This window comes from Arthrobacter sp. 08Y14 (genome assembly GCF_002929455.1).
Taxonomy (GTDB): Bacteria; Actinomycetota; Actinomycetes; order Actinomycetales; family Micrococcaceae; genus Arthrobacter_B; species Arthrobacter_B sunyaminii.
The window spans coordinates 1,138,158-1,153,960 of sequence record NZ_PJIX01000001.1; the positions used below are offsets into that span (position 1 = coordinate 1,138,158).

The following is a 15,803-nucleotide window of genomic DNA, read 5'->3' on the forward strand; positions in this document are numbered from 1 at the left end:
GGCCGGCCGCTGTCCTTGTCCCCTACTGACTTTATAACGACACTGCGCAGAGCATGGTTTCCAGGCAGGCTGCGCCCACCACACAAAACGGGGAGTCCGCACTGCAGTACAGCGCGGACTCCCCCGGTTTTGTTCCCGTCGGTTCGGGGGGCTACTTCGCCGACCAGGTGTTGTGGGCCATCAGATACCGGTGCGGACCGTTCCAGCACTGGTCCAGGCGTGCCTGATGAACGGCATCGGAACGGGCGAAGGACGCGAGCAATCGGAAAAACATGGCGGACACCTCCTTTCGCAGCGGTGTGGGGACGCGGGCCAGACCGGGTGACTCGCGCACTTCGGTGGGGCTAGGTGCGTCGGTGGCATCGAGTGCTTGAGCTGGTTCGCACGCTTCAGGCGGCGCGAAGGGTTTTATCGGAACCGAAAAGGGCAGGCTGGATTTAGGCACAGTAAACTCCGGAAAAAGGCGCATGTTTTTGGGTGCGCAAAAGGAAACAATGGAAGAAGGAATGGCTTAATGAGGCCGCAGGGAAATGAAGAGAATTACCCTGAAAAAGAACGTGCGGGAAATGAGAGTCCATACACGGGGAACACTGCCTCCCGGCCGTCCGGGTCCCTGCGGTTCCTCACTGCGAGACCGTCACTTAAAGCTTCACGGCAGGGCCGCACCACGAGCACCGCGCAGCGGACGCCGGGAAGTTCAGTGAGGTGTCGAAGGAAGGATCAGCGCCGCACGCCGTCCGGCGCAAAGCCCCGGGCGATGGTGGGAACATGCCTGGAGCCGCCGAACTGCGGCTACGAAAGGATAGGCAGTCAGCCTGCGGTTACCCGCCGGACGATCGGCCAGGGATTACCCGCGGCCGCCGTCGAACGGGGGCCGTCGCCAGGAGACTCCAAAACCCGCCGTGCCGGTGCCGGCCACCCGCCGTCCAAGGGGCCGCATCAGCGGCCCTGCAGTCGAAGGGATGGACGTGCGGGCCTGCGGGCAGGCAACCGTCGTGGCAGTGAGGAATTTGTGGATGTTCATTACCCCACCTCCCTTTCATGAGTGCATGGACTTGTGGATGGACCGGTCACAGAGCTGCGGACCGGAATAACATGTATTCACTGGCTGGTGCGGTATCCACCTGCAAGAAAGGTGGCCGCAGGAAAAACATACAACAGGTTTCCGTTCCCTGCCAAGACATTTACGGAAACTTTTTTACATTCTTTTTGCGACTAATAGTCCCAGCGCACTATCGCGGGAGTGTGCTTGTCCCAGCCCAGTGTGCAAACCGCAGCGGTTCCAAGGACAAAATGCCGTCCCTGGTCCGCCCGAAGACCGAGCCAGCGGGCGGCGAGGATCCGCAGGAAATGTCCGTGCGCCACGAGGAGGACCTTCTCCACCGGGGTGGCGTCCGGCGTGCGGTCCATCGGTGTTCCGCAGCCGGCCTGGACGAGCGAGATGATGCGGTCGGCCCGCTCCGCCACCTGGTCCAGGGTTTCACCGTTGGGTACGCCGTCGTTCCAGATGAGGTACCCGGGGTTCTCGGCACGGACCTGGGTGCTCTTGCGGCCCTCGTTGTCTCCGTAGTCCCATTCATGGGCGTGGGGAAGGATCTGAGGATTGGGGTAGCCCACCAGTTCGGCGGTGCGCCGCGCCCGGACCAGCGGAGAGGACAGGACAAGATCAAAGTCCACGGCCCCGATCTTTTCCCTGGCGGCCCTGGCCTGGGCCTCGCCCGCCTCCGTCAGGGGGATGTCCGTCAGACCGGTGTAGTTGCCCTCCCGGGACCACTCCGTTTCACCGTGGCGCAGCAGCCACAGGCGCGGCAGCCGGGTACCTGCCGGCGTCGTATCCGGAACCGCGGGACCGAAGTCCTCAGCGTTACTCATTTACTTCCTTCCGCTTGTCAGGACGGGTTTCCGTCCGACTCCATTTTGGCACCGCCGCGGGCGGCGGCATCGCCGGAGTTGTCAGCGGAAGGCTCTGCGGGCGCCGCGGCAGTATCGGAGTCTCCGGCGGGGGCGGCAGCGGAATTGTCGGGATTCTCGGGCTGGGAAGCCCACCAGCTGCGCAGCAGATCCGCCGCTTCAGCCTCGCTGGACGGCCCCTTTTCCATCCGTTCCTCCAGCAGGAACCGGTAGGCGCGGCCCACCACGGGGCCCGGCCGGATGCCCAGCAGGGCCATGATCTGCTGCCCGTCCAGATCGGGCCGGATGGCGGCGAGTTCCTCCTGCTCGGCGAGCGCAGTGATGCGGGCTTCCAGGTCGTCATAGGCGAAGGCCAGGCGTTCGGCCTTGCGCCGGTTGCGGGTGGTGACGTCGGAACGGGTCAACCGGTGCAGCCGCTGCAGCAGGGGGCCGGCGTCGTTGACGTAGCGGCGGACGGCGGAATCGGTCCAGCCCGCATCGCCGTACCCGTAGAACCGCATGTGCAGCTCCACCAGCCGCGAGACCGCTTTGATGGTGTCATTATCGAAGCGCAGCGCTTTCATCCGCTTGGCGGTGAGCTTGGACCCGACGGCGTCGTGGTGCAGGAAACTGACGGAGCCGTTCGGTTCGAAGCGGCGGGTGGCGGGTTTGCCGACGTCGTGCATCAGCGCAGCGAAACGAAGGACAAAATCCGGACCCGGCACTGCGCCGTCGGCGTCCGTCTCGTGGCCGCAGGCCTGCCGGAGCACCGTCAGCGAGTGCTGGTAAACGTCCTTATGGCGGTGGTGCTCGTCGATCTCCAGCTTCAGCGCGGACACTTCCGGCAGGACATGCTCGGCCAGTCCGCTTTCCACCAGCAGGTCAATGCCGGCCCACGGCGCCTTGCCGTTAATGAGTTTGACCAGTTCGTCGCGGACGCGTTCGGCGGAGATGATCGTGATGCGCCCGGCCATGTCCTTCATTGCCTCGAAGACCTCGGGCGCCACGTCCACTTCCAGCTGGGAGGCAAAGCGTGCGGCGCGCATCATCCGCAGCGGGTCGTCGGAGAACGACGTCGAGGGGGCGCCGGGAGTGCGCACGAGGCCCGCGTGCAGGTCCAACACTCCGCCGAACGGATCGACCAGTTCCATGGAAGGCAGCCGCAGAGCCATCGCGTTCATGGTGAAGTCGCGGCGGAAGAGATCGTCTTCGAGCTTGTCTCCGAACGCTACGGCCGGTTTGCGCGAATCCGGATCGTAGGCGTCCGCCCGGTACGTGGTGATTTCAATCTGGAAGCCGGCCTTGCGCATACCGATCGTTCCGAACGCACGCCCGATCTCCCAGTAGGTGTCACACCAGCGGCGAATCACGCTGATGATGTCATCGGGGCGGGCGTTGGTGGTGAAATCCAGGTCCGGGGATACGCGCCCCAGAAAGAGGTCCCGCACCGGACCGCCCACGAGGGAAAGCTCGTAACCGGCGTCGTGGAACAACTGCCCGAGGTCGCCGACAACGGAGGGAAGGGGAGTTTTCAGGGCCGAGCTGTCAGAAAGGTGCGCCATAGTGCTTTAAGCGTGCCAGATAAAAGGTCCGGGGGTGCACATCCGGCTCCTTCCGGAACCCGGACACGCCGGGCATTCCCGCTTCCCCGCCGGGGTACCGCTGCCCAGTCATCATCCCCGGACAAAGATCGTTAGAGTGGTCCTATGGCCCATCCCGTACCGAGCGCACCCAAGCGAACCCCGTTGACGGCGTCAATGGGAAATGCCGCCGCGCATCCGGTGCATGCTTCCCTTCCAACAGTGGAAGAGGTCTCCGCAGGGGGAATCGTGGTGGATGCCGCTTCAGCGGACCTGCCCGTGGCCATTATTGCCCGTCTGAACCGCGGCGGGCGGCTGGAATGGTGCCTTCCCAAAGGCCATCCGGAAAATGATGAAGACAGCCGGGAAGCAGCCATTCGGGAAATCGCCGAGGAAACCGGCATCGACGGTCGGATCCTGACAGCCCTGGGAAGCATCGACTACTGGTTTACGGTGAGTGGTCACCGCGTGCATAAAACCGTGCACCACTTCCTGCTGGCTGCCACGGGCGGTCACCTGACCATCGAAAATGATCCGGACCACGAAGCCGTGGATGTCGCCTGGGTTCCGCTGGCGGAACTGGGCAAGCGGCTTTCCTTCCCCAATGAACGGCGCATCGCTGACCTGGCGCGGGAAATCCTGCCCCGGTACCTCTGACGGAACCGGTCCTGCATTGCTGTGTTCCAGTGCTGGTGCAGTACTGCGTTTTATCGGCTGCCGCACTGAAGTGAGAGCATAGGGACACCATGGCCGAAAACAATATTGCTCCCAGCACGGCGCGTTCCAGCGCCGTCATGGCAGCCGGAACCCTCGTCTCCCGTGTCCTCGGCCTCGTCCGAACCGCCCTTTTGGCCGTGGCCATTGGCAACACGGGCCTGGTAACGGACATCTTCAGCTCCGCCAACGTGCTGCCCAACTTTATCTACCTGCTGCTGGCCGGCGGCGTTTTCAACGCCGTGCTGGTTCCGCAAATCATCAAGGCCAGCAAGCGGCCGGACCGGGGCCGGGAGTACGTCTCGTCGATCATGACCCTGAGCCTGCTCGGGCTGGGCGTCCTGGCGCTGGTTGCAACCCTTGCCGCCCCGTGGATCCTGACATTGGTGACACAGCTGGACGAAACGCAGCTTCCGCTGGCCACAACCTTCGCCTACTGGCTCTTTCCGCAGATCTTCTTCTATGGCGCGTATGCGGTCATCGGACAGACGCTCAATGCCAACGGCCGCTTCGGAGCTTATATGTGGGCTCCGGTCGTCAACAATGTGGTGGCTATCGCCGGACTCGTGCTGTTCATCGCGCTGATCGGACGGGAAGAGACCAACGCCTTCTCGCCGGAGAACTGGACCACGTCCGCCACAGTGCTGCTGGCCGGCAGCACCACCCTCGGCATCGTTGTCCAGGCCCTCGTCCTCTTAATTCCGCTGCGCAAACTCGGCCTGGGCCTGCGCCCCAACCTGCGGATGCGCGGCATCGGCCTGCGGCAGACCGGAAAAGTGGCCAAGTGGACGATCATCACGATGCTGGTGGGCAACGGCGCCTATCTCGTTTACACCAACATTGCCACCATCGCCACGGCCGCACGCCCGGCCTACGCTGCGATGAACCCGCCCGAGGTCATTGCCGGGCACCTGAACCTTGAGACGGCTTCCATGTTCTACATGATTCCGCACTCCGTCATCACGCTCTCGCTGGCCACGGTGCTGTTCAACCAGATGTCCCATGCCTTCACCGAGGGGAACCTTAAGGCAGTCCGGGACACCGTTTCCTCAGGCCTCCGCGCCATCGGTGTGGCAACCGTCTTCTGTTCCGCCGTGCTGGTGGTGCTGGCCGGTCCCCTGAGCATGTGGTTCAGCGGCGGCTCCATTGCCTCCGCCGTGGTCCAGGGCCAGGTGCTGATGCTGCTGGCGATCAGTGCACCTTTCCTCAGCGCCACTTTCCTCATGAACCGTGCGTTTTACGCCGATGAGGACGGCAAGACACCGATGATCATGCAGATCATCCTGTCCGTTTTCGGCATCGCGCTGGCACTGGGTGCCGCCGCTCTTCCGCCCAACCGGATTGTCTTCGGTCTTGCCGTTGCGTATTCGCTCGGCAACGTGGCCGGCGTGATCATCAGCCATATCTTCCTGACCCGGAAGCTGGGTTACTACGGAGCCGGCGAAATCTTCGATGTCCACGTCCGGCTGACGGTCGCGGCCCTGGGCAGCGCCGTCCTCGGATCAGCGGCGCTGGGACTGCTGGGCGGCTATTCCGCTGACGGTTTCGCCTGGTCGTCCCTTACCGGTTCGCTGGTGGCTTTGCTGATCTGCGGATCTCTGATGGCCGTGTCCTACTTCTTCATGCTGCGTGCCCTGAAGGTGAAGGAGCTCGATGCCTTCCTCGCACCGATTCTGGCGAAGGTGCGCCGCTAGGCAGGCATGCCGCGCCCGGGAACCGGCGGTGCCTTCTGAAAGATTTCCCATTGCCCGCAGGTAGCATGGGTACAAAGCATGCGATGCAGTCTCGTCACGAATAATCAGCAGGTCAGTCCGCAGCAAAAATGAACGCAGTAATTTGCCGTTTCCATGGGAGGAACACGTGCCACAGCCGGTAGACGTTGGCTCAACGCTGGGAGGCCGCTACAAAGTGACCGCCTGGGTCCTGGCCTCTGCAGAAAATGATCTGGTCCTCGACGGCGTGGACCAGGTGCTGAACCGTGCGGTAAGCATCCTCCTGGCTGCACCCGAAAACACCTCCCAGGTCAGTGCCAGTGCCCGTGAAATTGCCACGGGTGAACGGGCCAGCAATGTGCAGGTCCTGGATCTCGGCGTGAGCGACGGCCGCACCTATCTGGTGACCAACAATGCAAATGCAGCGGATTTGCTGGACCTGGTTATTGAGCGGGACGCACCGTATGTTGAACCCTTCTTTACCGACACCCTCGGCTCCGAAATTTTCGGTATGCCCCGTTCGCGGGAACCGGAGAACGAAGAAGAGGAAAGGTACGTCGAGGAACCTGCCGAACGTGCACCGCGCAAACCACTGATGTCCGGCCGGCCGCTGCCCAGGCTTCCCAAGTTTGGGCGGGGGGCTGCCGCGGCAGGGACCGGTTCCATGGTCTCCGGCGCCGAAGAAGCCGCCGCCGCACGCGACCTGGAGTTCGGCGACGCCGAAGACGCTCCCGCAGAAGCAGCCACCGGTGCAGCCACGATGCCGCCGCCGCCTTCCGCACGCCCCAAGGGTCCCCGCGTCCAGGAACGCGGCACGGCGCCGGCCACCGGCCAGACACCCAAAGTTTCACGCTGGACGGACACTGACTATTCCGAGGAGGCCGTGTCCGACGGCGATGACACCGCCGCGGCCCGCATGTCGGAGACAAATCATCCGGTGCAGGATTCCGGCCGCCGGCCCTCCAACTTCCCCAAGTCCGCCGTGGCTGCGACCGCCGCAGGATCCGGCAATGACTACAGTGAGAACTACCCGGACGACGGCGGCTACGACGAAGACGAGGACGCCCCGCCGCGCACCAACCGCACCATGGGGCGTGTCCTCGTGGGGACCCTCCTGACGCTGGTCCTGATCGTCGCCGTCGTCCTGTCCGTCAGCACCCTCGGCAGCCTCAAGGACCCCGACCCCCTGGCCGGCACCGACACAACGCCTACAGCAGCCGCGCCGGAGCAGGCACCGGCCGCCGAAGCCCCGGCTGAGGAACCCGCAGCCCCGGCTCCGGTACCTGCAGGAGTCAGCCGGTTTGTCCCCGCCAACCCCGCACTGGATGCTGAACATGACGGCGAACTTCCCCAGATCCTTGACGGCAATCCGGCAAGCTACTGGTCCAGCTACGAATACGCTAATGACGCCTTCGGCGGGTACGCTCCCAACCTGGCCCTCGTCGTCGAGCTGGAGGAGAAATCCGCGATCAACAAGATCGACATCACCCAGCTCAACGGCACCGGCGGCAGCTTCTCCGTGCTGCTCAACGATTCTCCGACTCTGGACGGTGCCGTCACCGTAGCCGAGACCGGATTCACCGGCCCGACCACCAGCATTCCGGTACCCAAGACGAATGGTGAAACAGCCACCGCACAGTACGTGATTGTGAACTTCACGCAGCTGCCGCGACTGACCGGGGTGCAGACCGCCTTTCCGTGGGGCCTGCGAATCGCCGAAATCGGCGTCTCCTAGCCCCAACACCGTCACGGATCGGGCCGGGCCGCACCCGGGCCGCTCTCCTGACATGTGCGGGACGGGCTGCCCGGAATAAGCTGGAGCCTGGAACGGTTGTGCCCAGTGATCCCGGAGTAAGCACACAGAACATGATTCGTCAGGACTACTGCAGGATCGCTGAAGTTTTCAACAGGAAGAGGAACACCTAACCGTGAGCATCGAAACCCCCGCAGCCGCCGACGGCGTACGCGACGTCATCATTGTCGGTTCCGGTCCGTCCGGTTACACCGCCGCCGTTTACACGGCGCGCGCCAACCTCAAGCCGCTGCTGATTGCCAGCTCGGTTACCGCCGGCGGTGAGCTGATGAACACCACGGACGTGGAGAATTTCCCCGGCTTCCCCGAAGGCGTCATGGGTCCGGATCTAATGGCCCAGTTCGAGAAGCAGGCAGCGCGCTTTGGTACGGAAATCCTTTTTGAGGACGTCACCTCCCTGGAGCTCGACGGCGACATCAAGAAGGTCACCATCGGCACCGGCGAAACCTTCCTGGCGCGGGCCGTCATCATCTCCACCGGCTCCGCCTACCGCGAGCTGGGCCTCGAGGACGAGAAGCGCCTGTCCGGCCGCGGCGTCAGCTGGTGTGCCACCTGTGACGGTTTCTTCTTCAAGGGCCAGGACATCGCCGTCATCGGCGGCGGCGATTCCGCTCTGGAAGAGGCCCTGTTCCTGACGAAGTTTGCCTCCAGCGTGACCGTGGTCCACCGCCGCTCCACTCTGCGTGCGTCCAAGATCATGCAGGACCGCGCCCTGTCCCACGAGAAGATCCGCTTTGTCTGGGATTCGGAAGTGGCTGGCATCCACGGTGAAGACAAGGTCACCGGTCTGCGCCTGCGCAGCACGGTGGACGGCTCCGAGTCCGACCTGGACGTCACCGGCGTCTTCGTCGCCATCGGCAACGACCCGCGGACCGACCTCGTCAAGGACCAGCTGGAACTGACCAGCGAAGGCACCATCGCCGTCGCCGGGCGCACCTCCAAGACCTCCCTGCCCGGCGTGTTCGCCGCCGGCGACGTCATTGACCCCACCTACCGCCAGGCGATCACCGCTTCGGGTTCGGGCTGCGTGGCTGCCATCGACGTTGAGCATTACCTGGCTGACCTGGGCGATTCGGTGGCCACCGCTGCCGAAGTGCCCACCCCGCCGGCTGAAGCCGTATCCGAACACGCCGCCCTCTAAGTTCGCAGAAATCTGTAAGGAGCACCACAATGAGCAACGCTAAAGATGTCACCGACGCTTCCTTCGACGCCGACGTCCTCACCGCCGACAAGCCCGTCATCGTTGATTTCTGGGCAGAGTGGTGCGGCCCGTGCCGCATGCTCTCCCCCATCCTCGACGATATTGCCGCGCAGTACGCGGACAAGGTGGACGTCGTGAAGGTCAACGTGGATGACAACCCCGCCATCGCCGCCAAGTACGGCATCACATCCATTCCCGCTGTCTATGTTTTCCAGGGCGGTGAAGTGGCTGCCACGTCCATCGGTGCCAAGCCCAAGCAGGTCCTGGAACAGGAATTTGCGGCCTTCCTGAAATAAGTCACCGACCATGCACCCGGCAGGAGAAACCCTGCGGAGAATGGACGCCGGCCGGCGTGTCAGGGCGCTTCGCGAAGCGCTGCTGAGCGCCGGCATCTCCATGTCCTATTTGGCTCCGGACTCCGTCAACAACCCCGATCTCTTTGACGATCACGTGGACGCCGCCGTCCGTTCCTTCCAGCAAAGCCGCGGGCTCATCGTGGACGGCGTGGCCGGACCCGACACCCTGCGTGCCCTGGCTGAAGCACAGTTCCGCTTCGGGGACCGCGTCTTGGCCCTGGTCGAAGGCCAGCAGCCAATACGGGGCGATGACGTTGCAGAACTCCAGCGGCACCTCTCGCACCTGGGGTTCTACTACGGCCACATCGACGGCGAATTCAACGTCCGTACCCGTTATGCCGTTGCCGAGCTGCAGAACAACCTCGGCATTCCCGGCACCGGTGTCTGCGACCAGGACACTATTCGGGCCATGGCCCGGGTTAACCGCGCCATCACGCCCAGCCAGGCATTTGCCCTGCGTGACTACGAGCGGTTGGACCGTTCCACCGCCGCGCTGCGCGGCCGTTTGATCGCCCTCAGCACCGGAAGCTCCGAGCTGGCCTCCCCCCACGCCGTCGACCGACTGACATCCCGGCCACTGACCGAAGCCATGGTTGCCGCCGACATCGGGCAGCGCGTGGAGCGTATTCTGCGCGAGTTCGGTGCCGGAGTTGTTTCCCGTGCCTCCGCCTACTCCGGTGTGGACGGCGGCGGCGAGAGTGTCCCCAGCCTCAGCCTGGATCTCCACTGTGACTGGCTGGACCAGCAGGCAGCTTCCGGAATCGCCGCTTTTTACTGGGGCTTGCCCGGAACCGGTGAAGCACGATCACCCATCGGTCACCGTGCCGCCATCCTGCTGATGAAGGAACTGGCCGCCCGGACCGGTATGGACAGCCTGGGCGTCCACGGCCGCACGTGGGACACCCTCAAACTCTCCGGAATCCCCTCCGTCGGTCTGGACCTTGGTTACCTCAGCAACCGCGGCGACGCGGAACGGCTGGCTGATCCGGTATTCCGGCAAACGGTGGCCGATTCCATCGTTATCGGCATTCAGCGCCTCTACCTGCTCGAAGAAGAGGACCAGCCCACGGGCACCTTGGCTCTGGACGATGTGTTCCGTTTTAATCCGGCGGAAGTTCCGGAGGAACGGCGCGTAGCCGGGCTCTAACAGGCATCCACCGCACAATACGACGGCGGCGTCCCCTTTGCGGAGGACGCCGCCGTGGCTGTTTAGGCCTCCCCGGCCGCTTGCTCGTCTTTGCTGTGGAGGCGGCTACCGGCCAAGTGTCCTCGACAGCCTCATTACCGAGTTTGGTGCCCACGGCCGAGGCCGCCGAAATGACAAAGCTGCCGGAGAACACTTTCCGTGCCGTGAATATCGCCCTGGCCAACGAGTTCGCCGATGTCTGCGGGGCTCTGGATATCCCGGTGATGGATGTCATCGACGCCGCCGACACCAAACCCTTCGGGTTCATGCGGTTCAATCCTGTGCCGGGGCGGGCGGGCACTGCATCCCCTGCGATCCTCACTACCTGCTCTAGCAGCTGCACAGCGACCGCATAAACGCCCCGGTCATTGAACAGGCTTGCAGGTCATCGCTGCACGGCCGCGCCGCGCAGTGGACCGCTGCCGAGGAAATCCTGGCCGGTCTTCTAAAGGAAGGCGCGGAAGTCACCTACATTGATCCCCTGATCATACGAATAGGCACCAAGGGAATCGTCCTGGAACCCATACCCGATGCGCCCGGTTTTGCTGCCGACCTGGTCATCGTGCACGCCGCACACCGACTTTGACCTGTCATGGCTGGCCTCGGTACCCGCCGTACTGGGCGCCGCCTACAGCCTTCGCGCAGGCCCCAACATCATTGCGCTGTAATTCTCAGCCGCACCATTTCTTTGTAGGAATACACCACCGTGAAACAGCAATAGCGGGCGGCGCCGGCTTGGCTACCGGCGACGACGTGACGGTCCTGGATGATTTGTCCACCGGTTCCCTGGAAAACCTCCGCGGAGTGCTGGACCACCCCGGCTTCCGCTTTGTCGAGGGAGCCATTTTGGACCGGACCGCCGTTGACAGCCTGATCGCCGGTGCGGACGGATTGTTACATCTGGCCGCCGCCGTCGGCGTCAAGCTCATTGTCGAAGACCCGCTCACAAGCCTGCGCACCAATATCTACGGAACCGAAGTGGTGCTGGACGCCACCCTAGCTGCCGGTGCCGTCCTGCTGCTCGGCTCAACTTCCGAGGTCTACGGCAAAAACACCGGAGATTCACTCCCGGAAGAATCAGACAGGATTCTGGGGTCGGTACTGAAGTCACGGTGGACGAATCGGGTGGGCCAGGCGCAACGCGGTGAAATACTTAAGCTCTTTGGCGGCGTGCTGCAGACCAGGTGCTTTTCCTATGTGGCCGATGAGTCCCCGCAGCCGTCAGCATTGCGGACCACCCGGATGCCTCCGGCAGGGCATTCAATCCGAGTGGAACTCGTGAGATCTCTATTCTCGATTTTGCCAAGCGGTCAGCGAGCTGCTGGACAGCACCATCATCCCCTATGACTACTTGGGGTCTAACCCCACCACAACCATCGACCAGATCATCACCAATGTTGCTGCCGGAACCCCCGGACGGCATGGCCAGGATGGTCTCCTCGCCTTCGCGTGCCAACGTTTAGGCAGGAGGCTGAACCGGCCGCCGCTGGGCTGGTTGAGTTGGCAGTCTTTGAATATGGGCACCAAGTCTGCTCGCCGACTGCCGTCACGCCGCAAACATAAACGGTCCCTGCAAGCCTTTGGCGCTTTCCTGGTGCTGTCTCTTCCCGCGGCCTTCCTGATCTCCGGAGGCCAGTGGCTGGCAGCGGCCGGCTGGGGTCCCCCGGAAAATACACGTGCCGTCGCGGAAGCACAGCCCCTTCCGGCTACATACCCTCCGAGCTGCTTCCCTTCGTTCCCGGGCAAACGGTAGTGAGGCTGACGTTCGACGACGGGGTGAGTGGTGCGGCACGTGTGGCTGAAATCTTCAGCGCCGTGGATTAGGAAGGAACCTCCCACGTGAACTCAGGTTTGCTGGATAACGCCGGATTCATGAACCTCCGGCAGGCCAAAGACGTTGCCGGTCCACTGATACTCAAAGCCCAGCTCCAAGAGTTTGTCGCTTGGCTGGCAATACGGGAAACCACCAGTCCGACTGTCCGTTCAGCGCAGGACGTGATTGGTGGGCCTTGGCGGGCCCGGTCTCGGCGGAGGCAGCTGAGCCGCGGAGTTGACCAGAGCACCTGGCCTACAGGGAGGCACGGGTGCGGAGGTGACCGTGCGAGGCCATGAAAGCAGTAATGCCAAACTGACACAGACGCAGGATCTGGGTGCGTGTTCCCCTGCCGTCCAACCTTGTCGCCGTTACTCGTTGAGACTCTCCTACACTGCGGATGTGCCAACCAAGCTCAGTGTTTACTGCAGGGCCAATTTTGGTGAATGTCAGTTCGGGACGTCGGGTCCCCTTCCTGGAACCCTCCGAGGACTTCACTCCCGCGGCGTGGGCAAACCCCTCCGGTTCCCGAAGGCGCCAACCGGCCTGACGTATGGTCCCTCATTGAGCAGTGAGGGATCCGCCGTCACAGATGGCTATGCCCTGTACGACGTTGAATCCGCACCGCCGGAACCTGCTCCCTCGATTGTTCCAGCCAGCGGATCGTCCGGGAGCCCTGCGGACGTCTACGGAGGTGTGACGGAGCGGTCATCGACCATAGCTGCGAACCCGAGCTGCGGGCAGAAGACGGGGGTTGGTTTTCCCCGGAGTATGACCCCCAGCGACAATCCGTTCTGCCTTGATCTCCCCTACTACGACATCGGCTTTCCCCCGGCCTTCGCTATGAGGGGTTCCGTCATCACGTGGGCGGGACGAGCGGGAGTACGCCGACCGGGCGACACCATTTGCAATCGGTGCCGGCATGGACGTCTCGCCGGCACTCAACGGCGGCCTGGGTTTTGAATCCTTGAACGGCGCCGCCGACTGTGTGAATTGGCAATTCCTGAGCCAGACGGCCGTGCGGGACGGCGCCTGGCGGGAAGTCGTCCACGCCCGGCCAGGTGCAGCATGAGTGAACCAGCAGCCACCCGCCCCAGTTCGATGTTCATCTACAAAGTCTTTGGGGGTAGGAACGTGTAACCATGGGCAATGCTGGTCATTGCACTGCTGATGCTGGGGATCACCACTCCCCTATGGAGCACGGTCGACCTGCTTCGGCGGATCGGGGAATTACATAACCAAAGCATCCCGAACCAGTTGCCCAGACATCACGCTGTGTTCCCGAATCGGATTGCCGTCTTGATAGCAGCACACAATGAAGAACGCGTGATCGTGATCGCGGAAACCATCGCCTCAGCCAAAGTGCTCGTCCCTTGCCTCCAACATTCCCGTTGTTTCGGATGGTTCAACCGACGCAACTTCGGTAATCGCTGAAGCCGAAGGGGTGAACTGTCTGGAACCGCACCCGCACCGGGGAAAGGCAGGTGCGTTTGCCGCCGGACCTGAGTACTACGATCCGGCGTCCGATGATGAGGTCATACCCCCTCCCTCTACCGATACACGGTTGAGCCCGGATTACTCCAAGACCAGGCTGCCTCTGTTCGCCGCAGCCGAAGTCGTCGCAATCACCGGCCGGGGCGAAGTCCCTCCCTGACAGCGGATGCTGGAATCCGGTGGCATGGGTTTTGCCCGCATGCCGGGAACGCACTAAACAGCACTACTCAACGGAACCGGGAGTGAACTGGCCTTCCCTCTCGGACTAACTCATTCCGTTCGTTGAATTACACAGACGACGGTACTACTCGAGTAGTTGCTTCATGCAGTACATCGAAGTTACCTGCGGACGCCCGCAGATTTGAGCACCCCGAGATACGCCCGCTGCATCCACTGAGGCTGGTCATCCATCCATGCCGTCTCAGCACCCAGGATAGCCACGGTCACCGCTTCACTGAGGTGACGGGTTTCGACACCGCCGGCACCCGTCACCCGGCCACCGCCTTCATTGGCGTGAAGTGCCCGGCATTCCTGAACTCGACGGCTCGCGGCCTGCCTCACCCTGGTCGACAGCGTTTCACGTGAAACAAGGAACGGTATGGGGGTCGCCGAATGGCCATAGCCACGGCCGACCATGGCAAGTGCACTTGGAAGCCCACCGAAACCGGCCGGAAGTCCACATGCGGCACCGGAGTAGGACCGAGGCGGGTGACAAAAATGGTCTCTCGCGACATCATAATGGACTCATGTTGGGCGCCGCACCGGGGAGGAGTTCAACACTTGTTTCACGTGAAACAGCCATAGCGACCATGATGGACTCACCGCGCCTGGCAGGTGATGACCGGCGATGTCAGGACCTGCCAGGCGCTGGCAACGAGTCTGATCGCCTGCCGGAACTGGCGTTCAAACGGCTCACGTCCCCACCAAGCCAGCTGCACGCTCACAGTCAGGCCAGCGAACATTAGTGCTGAGTGCCGGGATGGGCAGAGGCACGCAGTCAAGCCGACGGGGATCCGCGGCTAGACCGCACGTGGTGACCCGGCAAAGTCTAAGGCTTTCCCGCATCACCGAGAGCAGAGGCCTCCGCCAGGCGGACCACTTTTCGCACCTGTACCAGCTCGTGCGAAGCCGGCCTACAGTGCTAGGAGGCTGCTGCATGCGCACATCGTTCGGGGATCACTAGCTACCAGGGTTTACTGCTTCATGGCCGGCGAGGAACCAGTGGTCCTGTGCGGACGCCGGATCGGGATGGTACCGGCTCACGGTCCGTCAATGACGTTTCACGTGAAACAAGAGGGACCGTACGGCGTCCAGTACGAATCGAGCCGCCCTTCTATGTTGTGTCGGGCGGTCCGCATTCGCTCGGCTGTGAATGTCCACGCGGGCAGAGCATAAGGAGCAGTCGGGCCAAGCAAGGTCTCTCTGTTGTTACCCCAGATACTGACAAAGCTCGTCCAGCCCCGAGGGGCACCGGGTGACGCGATGCAATCCTGCTGCCGAACGAATTCGAACGTCGGTCATGGGACACGCACTGCAGCCAGGACTGACGGGATCGTAACGTTTCACGTGAAACAGAAGGACAAATGGCTACGGACTCGGCTGCGGGCGACTAGAGACGATGTCGTGGAGTGCCCGCAATCTAGTGCTCATAGGCGGCACCACTTAGCATGCTTCTCTTGTTCACGGTCCGTTGCACCCCGACACACATCGCTTGAATCAGTGACGACCATGAGGGAAAGCGGATAGTCGCCTATCCAGGAGCTGCACTGCACTGTGACCGTACGTCCACGAGATAGGCTGATAAATGGCGACGGCGCCCCGCGTCAGAAGACCATGTTCCACGTGAAACAAAGGAACCGGTACACCACAGATCCGGTAGGGCCGCGGCAGGAACCATGCCGGTGTTCAGATCTGACTGCCGGTACGCTTCGTCGCACACCGATCCTGGGGCTCTTTATGCAACGACCCACTGCGCCCAACAGGGGAACTGTCCCTCGCTCCAACTGCTGACGGTGCGTGCGGCCAACGATTTCACACCGCGACC

16 protein-coding genes are annotated in these 15,803 nt (G+C 62.9%); 10 read left to right on the plus strand and 6 right to left on the minus strand.

The genetic code is table 11. The features are described 5' to 3' along the window. Nucleotides 1-151: 151 nt before the first annotated feature. The 4 genes from CXR03_RS18560 to CXR03_RS05460 all read right to left on the minus strand — a co-directional run bounded on the left by CXR03_RS18560 (nt 152) and on the right by CXR03_RS05460 (nt 3,452). Nucleotides 152-274 (minus strand): hypothetical protein, encoded by a 123-nt coding sequence (locus tag CXR03_RS18560; protein ID WP_258059776.1) that lies wholly within the window; start codon nt 272-274, stop codon nt 152-154. Nucleotides 275-847: 573 nt separating this feature from the next. Next, nucleotides 848-1,024: a hypothetical protein gene (locus tag CXR03_RS18235; protein WP_181032192.1), complete on the minus strand. Its 177-nt coding sequence runs from the start codon at nt 1,022-1,024 to the stop codon at nt 848-850. Between the two features lie 191 nt (nt 1,025-1,215). Beyond that, the gene (locus CXR03_RS05455; protein ID WP_104102449.1) at nt 1,216-1,872 is read right to left on the minus strand and encodes a histidine phosphatase family protein; all 657 of its coding nucleotides are present in this window, start codon (nt 1,870-1,872) and stop codon (nt 1,216-1,218) included. A 17-nt stretch (nt 1,873-1,889) separates the two neighbouring features. Continuing rightward, the gene (locus tag CXR03_RS05460) at nt 1,890-3,452 is read right to left on the minus strand and encodes a CCA tRNA nucleotidyltransferase (protein ID WP_104102451.1); all 1,563 of its coding nucleotides are present in this window, start codon (nt 3,450-3,452) and stop codon (nt 1,890-1,892) included. A gap of 144 nt (nt 3,453-3,596) precedes the next feature. On the opposite strand from CXR03_RS05460, the gene CXR03_RS05465 reads away from it, so the two are divergent. The 10 genes from CXR03_RS05465 to CXR03_RS05505 all read left to right on the plus strand — a co-directional run bounded on the left by CXR03_RS05465 (nt 3,597) and on the right by CXR03_RS05505 (nt 13,699). Then, nucleotides 3,597-4,127 (plus strand): NUDIX hydrolase, encoded by a 531-nt coding sequence (locus CXR03_RS05465; protein WP_104053459.1) that lies wholly within the window; start codon nt 3,597-3,599, stop codon nt 4,125-4,127. 89 nt (nt 4,128-4,216) lie between these two features. Further along, nucleotides 4,217-5,878 (plus strand): murein biosynthesis integral membrane protein MurJ, encoded by a 1,662-nt coding sequence (gene murJ / locus CXR03_RS05470; RefSeq protein ID WP_104102452.1) that lies wholly within the window; start codon nt 4,217-4,219, stop codon nt 5,876-5,878. Nucleotides 5,879-6,044: 166 nt separating this feature from the next. Continuing rightward, nucleotides 6,045-7,631: an ABC transporter substrate-binding protein gene (locus tag CXR03_RS05475; protein ID WP_104102454.1), complete on the plus strand. Its 1,587-nt coding sequence runs from the start codon at nt 6,045-6,047 to the stop codon at nt 7,629-7,631. Between the two features lie 193 nt (nt 7,632-7,824). Continuing rightward, a complete protein-coding gene (gene trxB / locus CXR03_RS05480) occupies nt 7,825-8,850 on the plus strand; it encodes a thioredoxin-disulfide reductase (protein WP_104102456.1) in 1,026 nt (341 codons plus the stop codon). Between the two features lie 29 nt (nt 8,851-8,879). Continuing rightward, entirely contained in the window at nt 8,880-9,206 is a 327-nt protein-coding gene (trxA, locus tag CXR03_RS05485; RefSeq protein ID WP_104102457.1) for a thioredoxin, read from the plus strand. 10 nt (nt 9,207-9,216) lie between these two features. Further along, complete coding sequence (locus tag CXR03_RS05490; protein ID WP_104102459.1) at nt 9,217-10,413, plus strand: peptidoglycan-binding protein; 1,197 nt, start codon at nt 9,217-9,219, stop codon at nt 10,411-10,413. A gap of 170 nt (nt 10,414-10,583) precedes the next feature. Continuing rightward, nucleotides 10,584-10,808, plus strand: a complete 225-nt coding sequence (locus CXR03_RS05495) for a hypothetical protein (protein WP_308470575.1) — start codon at nt 10,584-10,586, stop codon at nt 10,806-10,808. 174 nt (nt 10,809-10,982) lie between these two features. Continuing rightward, nucleotides 10,983-11,120, plus strand: coding sequence for a hypothetical protein (locus CXR03_RS18240; protein ID WP_181034497.1), 138 nt, complete (start codon nt 10,983-10,985; stop codon nt 11,118-11,120). Between the two features lie 67 nt (nt 11,121-11,187). Continuing rightward, entirely contained in the window at nt 11,188-11,799 is a 612-nt protein-coding gene (locus CXR03_RS18565) for an NAD-dependent epimerase/dehydratase family protein (protein WP_258073498.1), read from the plus strand. A 1,615-nt stretch (nt 11,800-13,414) separates the two neighbouring features. Continuing rightward, nucleotides 13,415-13,699 carry a hypothetical protein gene (locus tag CXR03_RS05505; RefSeq protein WP_104102460.1) on the plus strand — a complete coding sequence of 95 codons (285 nt, stop codon included), beginning with the start codon at nt 13,415-13,417 and terminating at the stop codon, nt 13,697-13,699. 399 nt (nt 13,700-14,098) lie between these two features. Here CXR03_RS05505 and CXR03_RS18245 read toward each other — a convergent pair whose 3' ends face one another. Both CXR03_RS18245 and CXR03_RS18250 read right to left on the minus strand, forming a co-directional pair. Continuing rightward, on the minus strand, nt 14,099-14,251 hold the full coding sequence (locus CXR03_RS18245; RefSeq protein ID WP_181034498.1) for a hypothetical protein: 153 nt from the start codon (nt 14,249-14,251) through the stop codon (nt 14,099-14,101). A gap of 326 nt (nt 14,252-14,577) precedes the next feature. After that, a complete protein-coding gene (locus CXR03_RS18250; protein ID WP_181034499.1) occupies nt 14,578-14,721 on the minus strand; it encodes a hypothetical protein in 144 nt (47 codons plus the stop codon). Nucleotides 14,722-15,803 lie beyond the last annotated feature (1,082 nt).